General features: G+C 65.5%; 16 protein-coding genes. 9 read left to right on the top strand and 7 right to left on the bottom strand.

The window, feature by feature from the left end:
• Window positions 1–25: 25 nt before the first annotated feature.
• Window positions 26–586 carry an ATP-dependent protease subunit HslV gene (hslV, locus tag BRAS3843_RS12505; protein WP_008969257.1) on the bottom strand — a complete coding sequence of 187 codons (561 nt, stop codon included), beginning with the start codon at window positions 584–586 and terminating at the stop codon, window positions 26–28.
• 189 nt (window positions 587–775) lie between these two features.
• Between hslV and hisB the strand changes: the two genes are divergently transcribed.
• From hisB to coaA, 7 genes are all read left to right on the top strand, one after another.
• Entirely contained in the window at window positions 776–1,369 is a 594-nt protein-coding gene (hisB, locus tag BRAS3843_RS12500; protein ID WP_008969256.1) for an imidazoleglycerol-phosphate dehydratase HisB, read from the top strand.
• A 24-nt stretch (window positions 1,370–1,393) separates the two neighbouring features.
• Window positions 1,394–1,918: a DUF2628 domain-containing protein gene (locus BRAS3843_RS12495; protein ID WP_008969255.1), complete on the top strand. Its 525-nt coding sequence runs from the start codon at window positions 1,394–1,396 to the stop codon at window positions 1,916–1,918.
• The gene (hisH, locus tag BRAS3843_RS12490) at window positions 1,915–2,559 is read left to right on the top strand and encodes an imidazole glycerol phosphate synthase subunit HisH (protein WP_008969254.1); all 645 of its coding nucleotides are present in this window, start codon (window positions 1,915–1,917) and stop codon (window positions 2,557–2,559) included. The genes BRAS3843_RS12495 and hisH overlap by 4 nt, the downstream gene beginning before the upstream one ends.
• A gap of 63 nt (window positions 2,560–2,622) precedes the next feature.
• Window positions 2,623–3,360, top strand: coding sequence for a 1-(5-phosphoribosyl)-5-[(5-phosphoribosylamino)methylideneamino]imidazole-4-carboxamide isomerase (gene hisA / locus BRAS3843_RS12485; RefSeq protein WP_008969253.1), 738 nt, complete (start codon window positions 2,623–2,625; stop codon window positions 3,358–3,360).
• Window positions 3,361–3,371: 11 nt separating this feature from the next.
• On the top strand, window positions 3,372–4,148 hold the full coding sequence (hisF, locus tag BRAS3843_RS12480) for an imidazole glycerol phosphate synthase subunit HisF (protein WP_008969252.1): 777 nt from the start codon (window positions 3,372–3,374) through the stop codon (window positions 4,146–4,148).
• A 76-nt stretch (window positions 4,149–4,224) separates the two neighbouring features.
• Window positions 4,225–4,548 (top strand): phosphoribosyl-ATP diphosphatase, encoded by a 324-nt coding sequence (locus BRAS3843_RS12475; RefSeq protein ID WP_008969251.1) that lies wholly within the window; start codon window positions 4,225–4,227, stop codon window positions 4,546–4,548.
• 45 nt (window positions 4,549–4,593) lie between these two features.
• Complete coding sequence (gene coaA / locus BRAS3843_RS12470) at window positions 4,594–5,550, top strand: type I pantothenate kinase (protein WP_008969250.1); 957 nt, start codon at window positions 4,594–4,596, stop codon at window positions 5,548–5,550.
• Window positions 5,551–5,565: 15 nt separating this feature from the next.
• Here coaA and BRAS3843_RS12465 read toward each other — a convergent pair whose 3' ends face one another.
• The 3 genes from BRAS3843_RS12465 to BRAS3843_RS12455 all read right to left on the bottom strand — a co-directional run bounded on the left by BRAS3843_RS12465 (window position 5,566) and on the right by BRAS3843_RS12455 (window position 10,114).
• Window positions 5,566–7,806, bottom strand: coding sequence for a response regulator (locus tag BRAS3843_RS12465; protein WP_008969249.1), 2,241 nt, complete (start codon window positions 7,804–7,806; stop codon window positions 5,566–5,568).
• A gap of 200 nt (window positions 7,807–8,006) precedes the next feature.
• Entirely contained in the window at window positions 8,007–8,390 is a 384-nt protein-coding gene (locus BRAS3843_RS12460; protein WP_008969248.1) for a hypothetical protein, read from the bottom strand.
• 185 nt (window positions 8,391–8,575) lie between these two features.
• Window positions 8,576–10,114 carry a YifB family Mg chelatase-like AAA ATPase gene (locus tag BRAS3843_RS12455; RefSeq protein WP_008969247.1) on the bottom strand — a complete coding sequence of 513 codons (1,539 nt, stop codon included), beginning with the start codon at window positions 10,112–10,114 and terminating at the stop codon, window positions 8,576–8,578.
• 225 nt (window positions 10,115–10,339) lie between these two features.
• Here BRAS3843_RS12455 and BRAS3843_RS12450 point away from each other — a divergent pair, with 225 nt between their 5' ends.
• A complete protein-coding gene (locus tag BRAS3843_RS12450; protein WP_008969246.1) occupies window positions 10,340–12,316 on the top strand; it encodes an EAL domain-containing protein in 1,977 nt (658 codons plus the stop codon).
• A gap of 153 nt (window positions 12,317–12,469) precedes the next feature.
• Window positions 12,470–13,540 carry a DUF2336 domain-containing protein gene (locus BRAS3843_RS12445; protein WP_008969245.1) on the top strand — a complete coding sequence of 357 codons (1,071 nt, stop codon included), beginning with the start codon at window positions 12,470–12,472 and terminating at the stop codon, window positions 13,538–13,540.
• Here the strand turns inward: BRAS3843_RS12445 and gshB are convergent, their stop codons facing one another.
• From gshB to rsmI, 3 genes are read right to left on the bottom strand one after another with little or no spacing between them, the layout of a single operon-like run.
• The gene (gene gshB, locus BRAS3843_RS12440) at window positions 13,541–14,482 is read right to left on the bottom strand and encodes a glutathione synthase (RefSeq protein WP_008969244.1); all 942 of its coding nucleotides are present in this window, start codon (window positions 14,480–14,482) and stop codon (window positions 13,541–13,543) included.
• A gap of 32 nt (window positions 14,483–14,514) precedes the next feature.
• Complete coding sequence (locus BRAS3843_RS12435) at window positions 14,515–14,937, bottom strand: YraN family protein (protein WP_008969243.1); 423 nt, start codon at window positions 14,935–14,937, stop codon at window positions 14,515–14,517.
• The gene (gene rsmI / locus BRAS3843_RS12430; RefSeq protein ID WP_008969242.1) at window positions 14,924–15,817 is read right to left on the bottom strand and encodes a 16S rRNA (cytidine(1402)-2'-O)-methyltransferase; all 894 of its coding nucleotides are present in this window, start codon (window positions 15,815–15,817) and stop codon (window positions 14,924–14,926) included. Before rsmI ends, BRAS3843_RS12435 begins: the two co-directional genes overlap by 14 nt.
• Between the last annotated feature and the right edge of the window lie 21 nt (window positions 15,818–15,838).

Genomic DNA, 15,838 nt, shown 5'->3' with positions numbered 1-15,838 from the left:
AGGCCTGCCGCCGGCGAAAGGTTCGTCAGCCGGCCGAGAGCGCCTCGATCGTAATGTTACGGTTGGTGTAGACGCAAATGTCGGCGGCAATGTCGAGCGCGCGGCGGACGATGGTTTCGGCGTCCTTGTCGGTATCGATCAGCGCGCGGGCCGCGGCGAGCGCGTAATTGCCGCCCGAGCCGATCGCCATCACCCCGGCCTCCGGTTCCAGCACGTCGCCGGTCCCGGTCAGAACCAGCGAGACGTCCTTGTCGGCGACGATCATCATCGCCTCCAGCCGCCGGAGGTAACGGTCGGTGCGCCAATCCTTGGCGAGCTCCACGGCGGCCCGGGTCAGCTGTCCCGGATACTGCTCGAGCTTGCTTTCCAGCCGCTCGAACAGGGTGAAGGCGTCGGCGGTCGCGCCGGCGAAGCCGCCGATCACATCGCCCTTGCCGAGCTTGCGAACCTTCTTGGCGTTGGACTTGATCACGGTCTGGCCGATCGAGACCTGGCCGTCGCCGCCGACCACGACCCGCCCGCCCTTGCGGACCGTCAGGATCGTGGTGCCGTGCCAGACCGGCAGCTCATTGGGGGATGCTTGCATCAGGGAATCCTCAGTCGAGGCCCTGCATCTAGGGGCTGCCGGCCAGGGATGCAATTACCGGCTTGCGCTGGCCGAGGCTTGAAATCTGGTCACCATGGGCCGAGATACGCTCTCGTCGCGTCATCCTGCAGTAGCGAAGCTGACATCCGCCTGTTAAAAGGGCCGCGTTTTCAAGGGAAAGCTGACCCCATGCGCAGCGCGACCATCAAGCGCAAGACCAAAGAGACCGACATCGAGGTGACCGTTAACCTCGACGGCACCGGCGTGTCCGAGATCGCGACCGGTATCGGCTTCTTCGATCATATGCTCGATCTGCTGGCACGCCATTCCCGCATCGATATGACGGTCAAGGCGGTCGGCGACCTCCACATCGACTACCACCACACCACGGAAGACGTCGGCATCGCGCTGGGTCAGGCGGTAAAGCAGGCGCTCGGCGACATGGCCGGCATTACCCGCTACGCCTCGATCCACATGCCGATGGACGAGACGCTGACCCGGGTCGTGATCGACGTGTCCGGCCGTCCGATGCTGGTGTTTCGTGCCGCCTTCCCGCGCGACAAGATCGGCGAGTTCGACACCGAGCTGGTGCGCGAATGGTTCAACGCGTTCGCGATGAATGCGGGCGTCACGCTTCATGTCGAAACCTTGTACGGCGAGAACAGTCATCATATCGCCGAATCCTGCTTCAAGGGTCTGGCGCGAGCGCTGCGCACGGCGATCGGCATCGACCCGCGCGCAGCGGGCGAAGTGCCATCCACCAAGGGTCGGCTCGGCGGCTGACCTCCGTCACGGAGGACTATCAAGATGCCGGTCTATACGGTTCACGCGCCGCTCGCCTCAGGCGCGGATCTGCGCTCGACCGACCGTTTCGTGTTCGTCCGCGACGGCTTCCATCTGTGGGCGGCCGTGCTCGGCGTGCTCTGGCTGGCCTGGAACAGGCTGTGGCTGGCGCTGATCGGCTGGATCATTCTGGTGGCTGCGGTCGATGCGATCCTGCTCAGCTCCGGCATCGGACGCGGCACCGTGGTGCTGGCCGATATCCTGCTTGCGATATTGCTGGGGCTTGAGGCGTCCAGCCTGAAGCGCTGGAGCTTTTCGCGCGGCAATTGGCGACAGCTCGACATCGTGGTCGGCGACGATCTCGACGCGGCGGAACGGCGCTTCTTCGAGCGTTGGGCCGCGCGTCGCGGCGCCCCGGGTTACGACAATCACACCGTCGATCGCGGCGCGCCGCCGCCGACGCGTGACAATGGCAATGGGCTGCGGCCACCGCCGCTGCCGCATGCCAGCATCATTGGCTTGTTTCCAGAACCAGGAGGTGGACGATGAGTGTTGCCATCATCGATTACGGTTCTGGTAATTTGCATTCCGCCGCGAAGGCCTTCGAGCGTGCCGCGCGCGGCACGGAGGAGAAGATCGTCGTTACACGCGATCCGGACGTGGTCTATCGCGCCGACCGCATCGTGCTGCCCGGCGTCGGCGCCTTCGCCGACTGCCGGCATGGTGTCGACGCCGTCGACGGCATGCTGGAGGCCTTGACCGAGGCGGTGCGTCACAAGGCGCGGCCCTTCTTCGGCATCTGCGTCGGCATGCAGCTGATGGCGACCCGCGGCAAGGAGCACGTCATAACCGAGGGCTTCGACTGGGTCGCGGGCGACGTCGAGAAGATCACGCCGCGCGACGAAAGCCTGAAGATCCCGCATATGGGCTGGAATACGCTCGACCTCGTGCAGGAGCACCCGGTGCTGGAGCGGCTGCCGCTGGGACCGAAAGGGTTGCACGCCTATTTCGTGCACTCCTATCACCTCAACGCGGCGAACGAGAATGACGTGCTGGCGCGCGCCGATTATGGCGGGCCGATCACCGCGATTGTCGCCAAGGACACCGCGATCGGCACGCAATTCCACCCGGAGAAGAGCCAGCGTTTCGGGCTCGCCTTGATCTCCAACTTCCTGAAGTGGAAGCCGTAGGTTTTGCACTCCTCTCCGCCGCTGCTGCGCGGGGAGGAGCCGCATGTTGAAAGATTCGTTCTGATGATCCTGTTTCCCGCTATCGACCTCAAGAACGGGCAATGCGTGCGCCTCGAGCAGGGCGACATGACGCGTGCCACCGTGTTCAACCTCGATCCCGCTGCGCAAGCCAAGAGCTTTGCCGATCAGGGTTTCGAGTACCTGCATGTGGTCGATCTCGATGGCGCTTTTGCCGGTAAGCCGGTCAACGCGCAGGCCGTCGAGGCGATGCTGGCCGCGGTCAAGATGCCGGTGCAGCTCGGCGGCGGCATCCGAGATCTGAAGACGGTCGAGGCGTGGCTCGCCAAGGGCGTCACGCGCGTCATCATCGGCACCGCGGCGGTGCGCGATCCCGAGTTGGTGAAGACCGCGGCAAAGAGCTTTCCCGGGCGCGTCGCCGTCGGCCTCGACGCGCGCGATGGCAAGGTTGCGGTGGAAGGCTGGGCGGAGACCTCGGAGGTCACCGCGCTCGACATCGCCTGCCGCTTCGAGGACGCCGGCGTTGCCGCCATCATCTTCACCGATATCGCCCGCGACGGCCTGCTGAAGGGGCTCAACCTTGATGCAACAATCGCGCTCGCCGAGCAGATCTCGATTCCGGTGATCGCCTCCGGCGGGCTGGCGTCGATCGATGACGTCACGGCGATGCTCTCGCCGCGCGCCAGGAAGCTGGAAGGCGCGATCGCCGGCCGTGCGCTCTATGACGGGCGGCTTGATCCGGCCAAAGCGCTCGATCTGATCCGCCGTGCGCGCGCCGCGTAGGAGAAATTCCGATGTTCAAGGTTCGCGTCATTCCCTGCCTCGACGTCAAGGACGGCCGCGTGGTCAAGGGCGTCAATTTCGTCGACCTGCGCGATGCCGGTGACCCGGTCGAGGCTGCGATCGCCTATGACGCCGCGGGTGCCGACGAGCTCTGCTTCCTCGACATCACCGCGACGCATGAGAACCGCGGCATCATGCTGGACGTGGTCCGGCGAACGGCGGAAGCCTGCTTCATGCCGGTCACCGTCGGCGGCGGCGTCCGCACCATCGACGATATCAGGACCCTGCTGCGCTCCGGTGCCGACAAGGTCTCGATCAACTCCGCCGCGGTCGCCCGCCGCGAGTTCGTGAAGGAAGCGGCGGAGAAATTCGGCGAGCAATGCGTGGTGGTTGCGATCGACGCCAAGCGGGTGTCGCGCGCCGGCGGCTCGGAACGCTGGGAGATCTTCACCCACGGCGGCCGCAAATCGACCGGCATCGATGCGCTGGAATATGCGGAGGAGGTGGTCTCGCTCGGAGCGGGCGAGATCCTGCTGACCTCGATGGACCGGGACGGCACCAGGCAGGGGTTCGACATCCCGTTGACCCGGGCGATCGCCGACAGCGTAGCCGTGCCAGTGATCGCCTCGGGTGGCGTCGGCAACCTCGATCACCTGGTCGAGGGAATCCGTGAGGGCCATGCCACCGCGGTGCTGGCGGCATCGATCTTCCATTTCGGGGAATTTACTATCCGTGAGGCCAAGGACCATATGGTCCGTGCTGGCCTGCCGATGCGGCTCGATCCCTGACGACTTCGCGTCGCAAAACTGCTAAATAGGAACTTCTGTGCCGGTCCTTCACCGGCGCCTGTACCGAGTACCGCCGATGTCCCGTTTCACGGTCCATGACCTGGCCGCCATCATCGATGCCCGCGCCGAGGCGGGCGGCGAGGCGTCCTATACCCGCAAGCTGCTGGACAAGGGTCCGCAGCACTGCGCCAAGAAAATGGGCGAAGAGGCTGTCGAAACCGTGATCGCGTCGATTGGGAATGATCGCGATCATTTCATCGCCGAAAGCGCCGATCTGCTGTTTCATCTGCTGGTGTTGTTGAAGTCGCGCGGCGTCCGTCTCGATGAGGTCGAGGCGGCCCTGGCCAAGCGAACCGGCATGTCCGGACTGGAAGAGAAAGCGTCACGCAAGGTGGAATAGCGCAGCGGACTTTAGGAGACCGCTGGGGGAAACGAGGTCAGCGTCATGGATATGCGCGCCACAGAACAACAATATAATCCCTACCGCATCTTCACCCGCGAGCAATGGGCGGAGCTGCGCAACGATACGCCGATGACGCTGGAGCCCGGCGAGTTCTCTAAGTTGCGTTCGATGCACGACCGCCTCGACCTGCAGGAGGTCGAAGACATCTATCTGCCGCTGTCCCGGCTGTTGTCGATCTATGTCGATTCCACGCAGCGGCTCTATTACGCGGAGCGCCAGTTCCTGGGGATCCGCGATCGCAAGGTGCCCTACATCATCGGCGTCGCAGGATCGGTCGCAGTCGGCAAGTCGACCACCGCGCGCGTGCTGCAGGCGCTGCTGGCGCGCTGGTCGCCCCGGCCAAAGGTCGACCTGATCACCACCGACGGCTTCCTGTATCCGACGGCCGTGCTGGAGCGCCAGGGCCTGATGCAGAAGAAGGGCTTCCCTGAAAGCTACGATCTGCCGCTGCTGCTCGGCTTCCTCTCAGACATCAAGTCCGGCCGTCATCCGGTGCGGGCACCGGTCTACTCGCATCTCACCTACGACATCGTGCCGAACCAATGGACCGAGATCGACCAGCCGGACATCCTGATCGTCGAGGGGGTGAACGTGCTGCAGACCGGTCCTCTGCCGCGCGACGGCAAGGCCGTGCCGGTGGTGTCGGACTTCTTCGATTTCTCCGTCTATATCGACGCCGAGGAGCCGGTGCTGCGCAACTGGTATGTGAAGCGCTTCCTGGCCCTGCGCGATACCGCGTTCCACGATCCGCGCTCCTACTTCCATCGCTATGCGCTGTTGTCGGACGACGAAGCGACCGCGACCGCAATCGCGATCTGGGAACGCACCAACCTCGCCAACCTCGAAGACAACATCCTGCCGACCCGACCGCGGGCGACCTTGATCCTTAAAAAGGGTCCCGATCACGGCGTCGAGACGGTGGCGCTGCGGCGCCTGTGATCGTTCCGCGGGGGGTCAGGCCGGCACGTGGCGAGCAGCCGCCAATGCGGCGAGCGCCTCGTCGAGCTTGTCGCGATCGAGCGGCTTGATCAGGAAGCCGTCCATGCCGGCTTCGAAGCAGGCGTAGCGATCTTCAACCAGCGTGTTGGCCGTCAGCGCCAGGATCGGCGTCCGCCGCCCGGTTTCTGACGCCTCTTGGGCGCGAATGCGTTTGGCGGCCTCCATGCCGTCGAGCCGCGGCATCTGGATATCCATCAGGATCAGATCATACGGCGTGCCTGCGGATTTGGCGGCCTCCCAGGATTCCAACGCCGCTTCGCCATTGGTGGCGATCACGACGCGATGGCCGAGCCGCGTCAGGAGCGAGCGCATCAAGAGGGCGTTGATCTCGTTGTCCTCCGCAACCAGGATCGACAGGCCCTCGCTGGAGCTCGCCGACGTCGGCACGTCCGGCTCGATGACGGATTCTTCGGCCAAAGGAGGCGCGGTCACGTCGGGCGAGCCGGCGAGGCGGGCTGCAAGCGATGCCGCGCGCAAGGGTTTGACCAGATAGCCGGTGAACGGCGCGCTCGGTTGAAGCTCATGTCGCGTCGACGGGGTCACCAGCACGATGCGCCGGGTTGCATGATGTCGCGCGGCCTCTCCGATCGCTAGCGCCATCTCGCGCCCGACCGCCTCGTCGATCAGCACGGCGTGCCATGACCGCTCCGGCAGCAGCGCCTGCGCGATCCCGGCATCAGGTGCGAGGCAGGTCTGCGCGCCCCAATTGTGCAGCCGTCGTTCGATCAGCTCTGTGGCGAGACCTGCTGCAGCCACCAGCAGCACGGAACGTGCGCTCAGATCGGGACCGGCAAAACTGTTCTGTTCGCCACGCTCGAGCGCGGCAGGCAGGGGAACGGCGACTTCGAAGGTCGAGCCGGCGCCCGGCGCGCTGTCCAGGGTGATGCGGCCGCCCATGCGCTTGACGATCCGGTCGGTGATCGCAAGGCCGAGCCCAGTGCCGCCGAAGCTGCGCGCGACGCGTTCATCGGCCTGTTCGAATTCGCGGAAGATGCGCGCCTGCGCCTCGGGCGCGACGCCGATGCCGGTGTCGCGCACCCGGAAACTGATCTCGCCGGGCCAGATTCCCGGCTCGACGATCAGCGCGACGCCGCCGGTCATCGTGAACTTGATCGCATTGCCGGCGACATTGAGCAGCACCTGCCGCAGCCGTGCGGCGTCGCCGACCACGAAGGAGGGCAGGCGCTCGTCGATATAGGCCGCGATCTCCAGATTCTTCGCCTGCGCGCGCGGTGCGAGCAGCTCGGTGATGCCCTCGATCAGTGGCGTGAGCGCGAATGGTCGCGCCTCGAGGTCGAGCTTGCCGGCCTCGATCTTGGAATAATCGAGCAGCTCCTCGATCAGCGACATCAGCGCTTCGCCCGACGTCTTCACCGCCTTGGCATAGGTCGTCTGTTCCGGCGTCAGGTTGGTGTCCATCAGCAGGCCGCTCATGCCGATGATGCCGTTCAGCGGCGTGCGGATCTCGTGGCTCGCCATCGCCAGGAATCGCGATTTGGCACGGCTGGCCGCATTGGCCTGGTCGCGCGCGTCGGCCAAGGCGCGTTCGGTTTCGGTGCGGTCGGTGACATCGCGACCGACACATTGCAGCACGGCCGGCTGTCCTGCATCCGCGCGCACCAGCGCTTCTCGCCAGGCGATCCAGCGCGGACCGAGCGGCGTGTTGATGCGCTGGTCGTGCACCCTGGTGCCGTTCGGCTCCAGGGCACTGTCACCCTGCTCGAGCAGCTCGAATGAGAAGCTGGTGCCGAGAAGCGCGTCGTTCTCTCGGTCGGCCATCTGGCAATAGGCGTCGTTGGCGAAGGTGATCCGGCCGTCGCCGTCGCGCATTACGATCAGATCGCCCTGCGATTCGAACAGGCTGCGCGCGCGTTCTGCGGCCTCCTGCAGCTCCCAATTGCGGTCGGTGAGCACTTCATTGTGAAGGGCGAGCTTGTGCAGCTTCTTGGCCACGAGGCGCAGCCGCATGCTCAAGGTGGCGAGCCCGACGCATGCGAGCGCAAACAGGAAGCTGGCGCCGATCGCAAAGGCATGCGGATTATAGCCGGAGTTCTCGGACTGGCTCCCTTTGATGAAGCCATAGGCCCCACCGAAACCGGCGGAGAAGATCATCAGGGAGCGCAGAACAGCGATCACCAATTGATGGCGGCGCGCAAAGCGACGCAAGCGCAGCTTGATGCGGAAGAATCGTCCCATCGCTGATCACCCCTGACGCATTTGAGTGCTGGAGCATGATCCGGAAAAGCGCGAAGCGGTTTTCCGAACAAGATCATGCTCAATCAAAAACCTAAGCATCGCTTCCAAGCAGGATGCGGTGTCGATCTTGCAGAGAGCTTGAGTGTGTTTCAACAATGCGCTGCCCCGTGCGAACGAGGTGAACGAGATGCTAATTTCGGTCAGAGCAACGCATCGCCGAGATGCGAACGACCGCTGTGCGCGCCGACGATCAGCGCTGCGGCCTGTTGCACGGTGTACCCGCTGGATCGGACGAAGCGATCATCCGCAGGCCCTTCCGGCGTGAGATAAACGCGCGGCGCGTCTTGCGCGGGAGCTGAAGCCATCGCGACCAATTGGGTCGCTGCTGTCACGCCGCAGCCCTTGTCGCCAGCAGCCGGCCCGTCGTCGACGATGACGATATCCGCGGTCTCGCGGCTGTCCGCCAACGCAACCCGAATGGTGGCGAGCGCAGGATCGTCGGTGACGTCGACGTGAAGGTCGGAATTCAACGGCGCCGAGCCGATTTCGACGGTATCGGTGCCGACAGCGCTACAGGAACGCACGGCTGATGACAGTTCGATCTTGCCGGCGACGGCCGCCCGTCGCGGTCAACGCGATCGCGACCAGCACTTTGAAACGCAACATGATACGCACGATCGACCCCTGGAGAATGAACGCGGGCCTTATGGTTGTCGGAGCGTAAAGAGAACTCGTTATCGATTCGTTGACGGCGGGACCGGGGCACCGCTCACGCCGCGTGCCGGGCCTCATCGGCAAGCGCGCGATAGGACAAGGCTTCCGCGAGATGCAGCCGGCCGATTTTGTCGGCGTGATCGAGATCGGCGAGCGTGCGGGCGACACGCAGCACCCGATGATAGCCTCGCGCCGACAGCCGCATCGTTTCCGCCGCTTCGCGCAGCAGCTTTTGGCCCTGCGCATCCGGCCTGGCGATCTCATCGAGCACCGCCGCCGGCGCTTCGGCATTGGTGCGGATCTGCGGCAACCCCGCGGCCGCATAGCGCGCGCGCTGCACCTCGCGCGAGGCCGCGACGCGGGCAGCCACCTCCTTCGAGCCCTCCGCCGCCGGCGGCAGGATCAGGTCGGCGGCGGTCACCGCCGGCACCTCGATGCGCAGGTCGATGCGGTCCATCAGCGGACCTGAGATGCGCATCTGATAGTCCGCGGTGCAGCGATCGATGCGGCCGCGCTTGCAGGCATAGCCGGACTCGAAGGCGTTGCCGCAGCGACAGGGATTCATGGCGGCGACCAGCATGAACCGCGCCGGATAGGTGACGCGATGATTCGCTCGCGAGATCGAGACCTCGCCGTTCTCCAGCGGCTGCCGCAGCGAATCCAGCACGCGCGGATCGAACTCCGGCAATTCGTCCAGGAACAGCACGCCCTGATGTGCCAACGAAATCTCGCCGGGCTTGGCGCGCAAGCCGCCTCCGGTGAGTGCAGCCATGCTTGCGGAGTGATGCGGGCTGCGGAACGGCCGCCGCGAGGTCAAGGCGCCGCCTTCGATCTCGCCGGCAACCGAGGCGATCATCGACACTTCGAGCAGCTCGGATGGCGAGAGCGGCGGCAAGATCGACGGCAGCCGCGCCGCGAGCATCGACTTGCCGGCGCCGGGTGATCCGATCATCAGCAAATGATGGCCGCCGGCAGCAGCGATTTCGAGCGCCCGCTTGGCGCTCTCCTGACCCTTGATGTCGCGCAGATCGAGCGCGCTGGCCTGGGCTTCATGAATTTTCGGCTGCGGACGCGACAGCACCTGCGTGCCCTTGAAATGGTTGGCGATCTGGATCAGCGAGCTCGCCGCGATGATCTGGATGTCCGGACTGGCCCACGCCGCTTCGGCGCCGCAGCCGGCGGGGCAGATCAGGCCTTCCTCGCGCGCATTGGCGCCAATGGCGGCCGGCAGCACGCCGGCCACGGGCGCGATCGACCCGTCGAGGCCGAGTTCGCCGAGCACCGTGAAGCCACCAAGCGCATCCGGCGGGATCGCACCGATGGCCGCCATCAGCCCGAGCGCGATGGGCAGGTCATAGTGGCTGCCCTCCTTGGGCAGGTCGGCCGGCGCGAGATTGACTGTGATCCGGCGGGCCGGCAGCGCCAGACCCGAGGCGATCAGGGCCGAGCGCACCCGCTCGCGCGCCTCCGACACCGCCTTGTCAGGCAGCCCGACAATGGCAAAGGCCGGTAGCCCCGGCGCAACCTGGACCTGCACGTCGACCGCGCGGGCCTCGATACCCTCAAAGGCAACCGTCGTGACGCGCTGGACCATGCCACCCCCTCCGTGAAACCGAAGGTAGCCAAAGACGCCCGACCGCGCAAGAACAATACATGAACACGATGACCGCGGGAGTCGCCGTTGGAGAAACCCGGCCGTTACAGCGAATTAACCCGGCCTTAGGCCCGGCTTTGGATGCTCGTGCCGCGCGAGCCGTGGCTTTCGGGCCACCGCTCCGTCGTTGTGTCACTCCGCAGTTGAAATGCCGCCCGAGCCAACATGCAGATCAAGGATACCGACCTGAAGGCGACGGCTGTGGCGAAGGCCCAGGCGACGAACTCGCTGCAAAATATCGCCCTGACATTGCTGTCGAACGTTGCGATCGCCGTCTCGCTGGCGCTGCTGCTCTATCTCGAGGACGGAGGAACCCTCATCTTCTGGTGGCTCGCCGCGGCGGTTGCTTTCGCGCTGTTTCGAGCCTGGCGGGTGCTGGCGATGAAGTCCTCCGGCCTGCGGGAGTCCGATCCGCACCGGCTGCTGCGATTTCTCACCGCCATGGCGTTTGCGAGCGGGTTGTTGTGGTCCGTCGTGCCTCTCTGCTTTGGTGCCTTTCTCACCCAGCAGGCCCTCTACTGCGTCGTCTTCATTATGGCCGGCACGACGACCGGCGCCATCATCCAAAGCCTCGCTTATTCGTCGACGGCAATCGCGTTCGGTACGCCGCTGATGGGGGCGACACTGCTGCGGATGCTGATGTCCGGGAGCGGTGTCAGCTACATCATCGCGGCGGATGTGGTGTTCCTGACCTTGATGCTGTTCCGCGCCGCCATCCTCGGCGAGCGCAATTTCATCGCCAGCCAGATCACGGCGTTTGAAGCGACAGATCTCGCCGGCTCCCTTGCCGAGGCCAACCGCGAGGTGCTGAGCTCCAACCGGGCGCTGGAGCAGCTCGTGCGGACCGATCCGCTGACTGGCCTCGCCAACCGGAGCCACTTCCGTGACGTCGCCGACGCGGCGTGCCGTAGCGGCCAGGGTGTGGCGTTCGTCCTGTTCGACATCGATAACTTCAAGACGATCAACGATACCCTCGGTCATGACGCCGGTGACCGTGTCCTCGCCGAGGTGGCCGACGTGCTCCGCTCCGCCTGCCAAGTCGATGACTTGCCGGTCCGACTCGGCGGCGACGAGTTCATCGTGGTGCTCCAGGGATCCGCCGTCGCAGCGCGGTCGGCGGCCTTCGCCGAACAGCTGACGAGAGCCCTGTCGCTGCCGTTGACGATCGCGGGGCAACCACAGTCGATCAGCTGCTCGATCGGCATTGCTGTGCACCTGGAAGGCGACATCGCTGTCGATGATCTCTGCGCCCGAGCCGATGCTGCGCTTTACCGGGCCAAGGAGGATGGGCGAGCCCGCACGCGCGTCTTCGACGAACAGATGCAAACCGAGTTCGCGCTCCAGCGTCGCCTCGACCTCGACCTGCCGCAGGCGCTGGCGCGCGGTGAGCTCCACCTCGAGTTCCAACCGCAGGTCACGATGGCAACGCGCGAGGTGATTGGTTTCGAGGCCCTGCTCCGCTGGAGGCATCCGAGCGAGGGCATGATTCCGCCGCCCGACATCGTGCGTGCTGCGTTTCGATTGCGGCTGTCGAACAAGCTGACGGCCTTCGTCGCCGAGCGGGCCTGTGCGTTCGTGCGGGCGCTCGACGCAAGCCGGACACCGCGGGTCAAGGTCGCCGTCAATGTCTCGCCCCGCGAGTTTTCTACTCATTCGCCGGCGCGCATCCTCAAGGACGCGGCGGAGCGATATGGGGTCGACCCGCGGCGGATCGAGATCGAGATCACCGAGGAGACGATGTTCGACCCCAAACGCTGCGCCGACGAGCTGCGGCTGATCCACGACTACGGCTTCGGCCTTGCGGTCGATGATTTCGGCGTTGGTCACTCCTCGATTGCCAACCTGTTGGCGGTCGAGCTCGACACCATCAAGATCGACCGGTCGTTCATCCATGACCTCCCGGCGAGTTGCCGCAATCAGCAGCTGGTCATGGCGATCGCCGCGGTCGCGCTGCCGCTTGGGCACAGGATTATCGCCGAGGGGGTTGAGACCGAGGAGGAGGCGCGGGCGCTGCGGTCGCTCGGTTGCATCTACGGGCAGGGCTGGCTTTACGGTCGGCCGATGGCCGAGAGCGACGCGATCGCCTGGCTGGCACGCGGCAGCGATGGCGAGGCGGTCGCGGTCGCAGTCTCGGCCGCCTGACACTGGATAGCGGCCCGCCGGTCCCGCGGGGCGCAGCCATGGCGGGAGGCCGGCTTAACGCGGTTTTAGGCGGATCTTTGCATGCTCTGACAAGATCGCGCCTGCGGCGTCGGTTCGGCAGGCATCCTCGCGACCGCTAGAGGTAAAAAGACTATGAATCAACGGCATCCGGCGCTCCAACCGGCAAAGCAGCCCGCCGGGGAGACCCGGACGGTCTCCGAATTGTCGACCGAGATCCTGCGCAAGACAACGGCGCTGCTGTTGTCCGGGCCGCGCCCGCACGCCACCGAGCAGCTCGATCTCTACGACCAGATTTTTGCGCGACTGATGCCGCAGGTCGCCGTCGAGGCATTGGCCGAGCTGAGCGCTGCGCTCGGCACCATCGAGCGCGCGCCTTACGCCACGGCGCGCCTGTTGGCGAGCCATGCTGACGTGCGGGTTGCTGCCCCAATGCTCGCCAAGGCGGCCGTGTTGTCAGATCGCGACCTCGCGGACTTCATCAAGACCAGCAGCCAGCCGCAATTGGTCGCGGTCGCCAGCCGCAAGGCAATCGGCGAGCCCTTGACTGAACTGCTGATTGCGCGCGGCTATCCTGCCGTGCGCATGGCGCTGGTGCAGAATCTGACGGCGCGCTTCTCCGAGGATGGCTACCGCAGCCTGTTCAAGGCCGCCGAGCGCGACGAGGATCTCGCCGAAAAGCTCGGCCAACGCGCTGATCTCCCGGCCAAGCTGTCGCGCGCCTTCGTGGCGGCGGCGAGCGATGTCGCGCGGGCGCGATTCATCAAGGCGGCCCCGCCGGCCACCAAGGCCACGCTGCAGGCGACGCCCACGCGCGCGGCCAACGCCGCGATCCGTGCCACCTGGGACTACACCCAGATCAAGGGCGAGATCGCGGTCCTCAATCGGACCGGCAAGCTCGGCGACGCCGCGGTGAACCGGTTCGCCGCCACCAACGACTATCCGGCCGTGATTGCGGCGCTGGCGCTGTTGTCGGATGTCAGCATCGAGACCATCGAGTGCCTGATGGACGACGATCGGATCGGCGATCTCCTGATCGCCTGCAAAGCCTCGCGCCTGAGCTGGGCCACGACCTCGATGATCCTCCGGGGACGGCCGGGCTGTGCGCGGATCTCCAATGAGGACTTCGAGGAAAGCCACAAGCGTTTCGACAAGCTCGTGCTCTCCGAGGCGCAGTTGAAGGTCCGCGGCTTGAAGCCGACCTGATCAGCTGCGCTTCTTCTCGATCACGTCCCAGACACGGCCGGCGATGTCGGGGCCTCCGAGCCGGGCAATCGCGCGAATGCCCGTGGGCGACGTCACGTTGATCTCGGTCAGGTTGCCATCGATCACATCGATGCCGACCAGCAGCAGTCCGCGTTCGCGCAAGGCCGGTCCCAAGGTCTCGCAGATCTCGCGCTCGCGAGCACTGAGATCGGTAGCCTGCGCCGCGCCGCCGCGGACCATGTTGGAGCGCAGATCATCGGCCGCCGGCACGCGGTTCACCGCCCCGGCGAATTCGCCGTCCACCAAAATGATGCGCTTGTCGCCATGCTTGACCTCGGGAAGGAAGCGCTGGACCACCCAGGGCTCCTTGAAGGTCACCGAGAACATGTCGAACAGCGAGCCGAAATTCATGTCCTGCGGCATGACGCGGAACACAGCCGCACCACCATGGCCATGCAGCGGCTTCATCACGACCGCGCCATGCTGATCGCGGAAGGCGTTGATCTCCTCGAGGTCGCGCGAGATCAGGGTTGGCGGCATCAGCTGCGGGAAATTCATCACGAACAGCTTTTCCGGCGCGTTGCGCACGCTGGCCGGGTCGTTCACCACCAGCGTCTTGGGGTGGATGCGCTCCAGGAAATGCGTCGAGGTGATGTAGGCCAGATCGAATGGCGGATCCTGGCGCAGCAGCACGACGTCGAACGAGGTCAGCAGCGTCGGCTTCGGCTCACCCAGAGTAAAGTGGTCGCCGACCTCGTCGCGCACCGTCAGCGCCTGCACCGGCGCGACCAGCTCCTCGCCGCGCAAGGACAGCTTGTCCGGAGTGTAATAGGACAGCGCGTGCCCGCGGCGCTGGGCTTCCAGCAGCAGCGCGAAGGTCGAATCGCCACGGATGTTGATGCGCGCAATGGGGTCCATCTGGACGGCGACATTCAATTTCATGAGGCTGGTTCCGGTGTCTGCGGTAAGCTTGTTCAAGGGCTGGCGTCGAACGCTGCCACCAGATGGCGCGGCAGGCTCTTCGGCGCAATCAGAATAGCATCGAAGCGCAATTCGAATTCGGCATGTTCGGGATGCGCCATCAGCCAGGCTTGGGCCGCGTCGATGATGCGCTGCTGCTGGCGCGGCGTCACCGCATAGGCGGCATCGTCGAGCGAGGCGCGTGCTTTGACCTCGACAAAAGCGAGCAGGTTGCGCCTGCGCGCGATGATGTCGATCTCGCCATGCGGGGTGCGGAAACGTCTGGCGAGGATGCGGTAACCCTTCGCGATCAGCAGAGCGGCGCCACGGCTTTCAGCCGAAAGCCCGGTGCGAAAGGCAGCGACCCGTTCGGGCGCGGCGACCTTCGCGGGTCTCGGAGGCGTGCCGTCGGGGCTTGCCGCGTCAGCTTTGGCCATCGCCCTCTTCCGCCTGCTTGTCCTTGGCGAGCGCCAACGCACGGGCATAGACCTCGCGCCGCGGGCGTCCCGAGAGCTCGACCGCGTGCATGACCGCGTCCTTGACGCTCTCGGTCCGCAATTGCTCCTTCAGCAGCGCATCGAGCGCGTCGGACGACATGACCTCGGCATCGCGCGCGGGCGGACCGATCACCAGGACGAACTCGCCGCGGGTCTCCAACGCCGCCGCATTTGCGGCCAGCTCGACAAGCGATGCGCGCGTGACGTCTTCATGGAGCTTGGTCAGTTCGCGGCAGATCGCGGCCTCGCGTGCGCCGAGGATCTCGGCGAGTTCGGCCAACGTCTCCTGCACGCGGCTGCCGGATTCGAACAGCACCAGCGTGGCATCGATGCGCGCGAGCTCTGCGAGCCGGCTGCGGCGCGCCTGTTGTTTCGACGGCAGGAACCCGTCGAAGAAGAAGCGGTCGGTCGGCAGTGCGGCGAGGTTCAACGCCGCGAGCACCGAGGATGCGCCGGGCAATGCCGTCACCGCATGTCCGCCAGCGCAGGCTGTCCGCACCAGTTTGTAGCCGGGATCGGAAATCAGCGGTGTGCCTGCGTCGGACACCAGCGCGATCGCCGCGCCGTCCGCCAGACGCTGCAGCAGCTTTGGACGCGCGCTCTCTGCATTGTGTTCGTGATAGGGGGTGAGCTCGGCCGAGATGCCGTAGCGCTCGGTCAGCCGTCGCGTGATCCTGGTGTCCTCGCATGCGATCAGGTCGACGCCCGCCAGAGTCTCGAGCGCGCGCAGCGTGATGTCACCGAGATTGCCGATCGGCGTTGCCACGAGGTAAAGACCAGGCCGGGCCTTTGACACTGTAACGGCGTGCCCTGCGACCATATAACTGGCTGCGGCCGTGTT

Origin of the sequence: Bradyrhizobium sp. STM 3843 (genome assembly GCF_000239815.1) — a bacterium.
In the GTDB taxonomy this organism is placed as follows: Bacteria; Pseudomonadota; Alphaproteobacteria; order Rhizobiales; family Xanthobacteraceae; genus Bradyrhizobium.
This window is presented reverse-complemented; position numbering and strand designations above follow the sequence as displayed.

Bases quoted from the DNA above. Each gene is read 5' to 3' on its own strand.
- hslV (WP_008969257.1), bottom strand. From the start codon at position 586: ATGCAAGCATCCCCCAATGAGCTGCCGGTCTGGCACGGCACCACGATC.
- hisB (WP_008969256.1), top strand. From the start codon at position 776: ATGCGCAGCGCGACCATCAAGCGCAAGACCAAAGAGACCGACATCGAG.
- BRAS3843_RS12495 (WP_008969255.1), top strand. From the start codon at position 1,394: ATGCCGGTCTATACGGTTCACGCGCCGCTCGCCTCAGGCGCGGATCTG.
- hisH (WP_008969254.1), top strand. From the start codon at position 1,915: ATGAGTGTTGCCATCATCGATTACGGTTCTGGTAATTTGCATTCCGCC.
- hisA (WP_008969253.1), top strand. From the start codon at position 2,623: ATGATCCTGTTTCCCGCTATCGACCTCAAGAACGGGCAATGCGTGCGC.
- hisF (WP_008969252.1), top strand. From the start codon at position 3,372: ATGTTCAAGGTTCGCGTCATTCCCTGCCTCGACGTCAAGGACGGCCGC.
- BRAS3843_RS12475 (WP_008969251.1), top strand. From the start codon at position 4,225: ATGTCCCGTTTCACGGTCCATGACCTGGCCGCCATCATCGATGCCCGC.
- coaA (WP_008969250.1), top strand. From the start codon at position 4,594: ATGGATATGCGCGCCACAGAACAACAATATAATCCCTACCGCATCTTC.
- BRAS3843_RS12465 (WP_008969249.1), bottom strand. From the start codon at position 7,806: ATGGGACGATTCTTCCGCATCAAGCTGCGCTTGCGTCGCTTTGCGCGC.
- BRAS3843_RS12455 (WP_008969247.1), bottom strand. From the start codon at position 10,114: ATGGTCCAGCGCGTCACGACGGTTGCCTTTGAGGGTATCGAGGCCCGC.
- BRAS3843_RS12450 (WP_008969246.1), top strand. From the start codon at position 10,340: ATGCAGATCAAGGATACCGACCTGAAGGCGACGGCTGTGGCGAAGGCC.
- BRAS3843_RS12445 (WP_008969245.1), top strand. From the start codon at position 12,470: ATGAATCAACGGCATCCGGCGCTCCAACCGGCAAAGCAGCCCGCCGGG.
- gshB (WP_008969244.1), bottom strand. From the start codon at position 14,482: ATGAAATTGAATGTCGCCGTCCAGATGGACCCCATTGCGCGCATCAAC.
- BRAS3843_RS12435 (WP_008969243.1), bottom strand. From the start codon at position 14,937: ATGGCCAAAGCTGACGCGGCAAGCCCCGACGGCACGCCTCCGAGACCC.
- rsmI (WP_008969242.1), bottom strand. From the start codon at position 15,817: ATGGTCGCAGGGCACGCCGTTACAGTGTCAAAGGCCCGGCCTGGTCTT.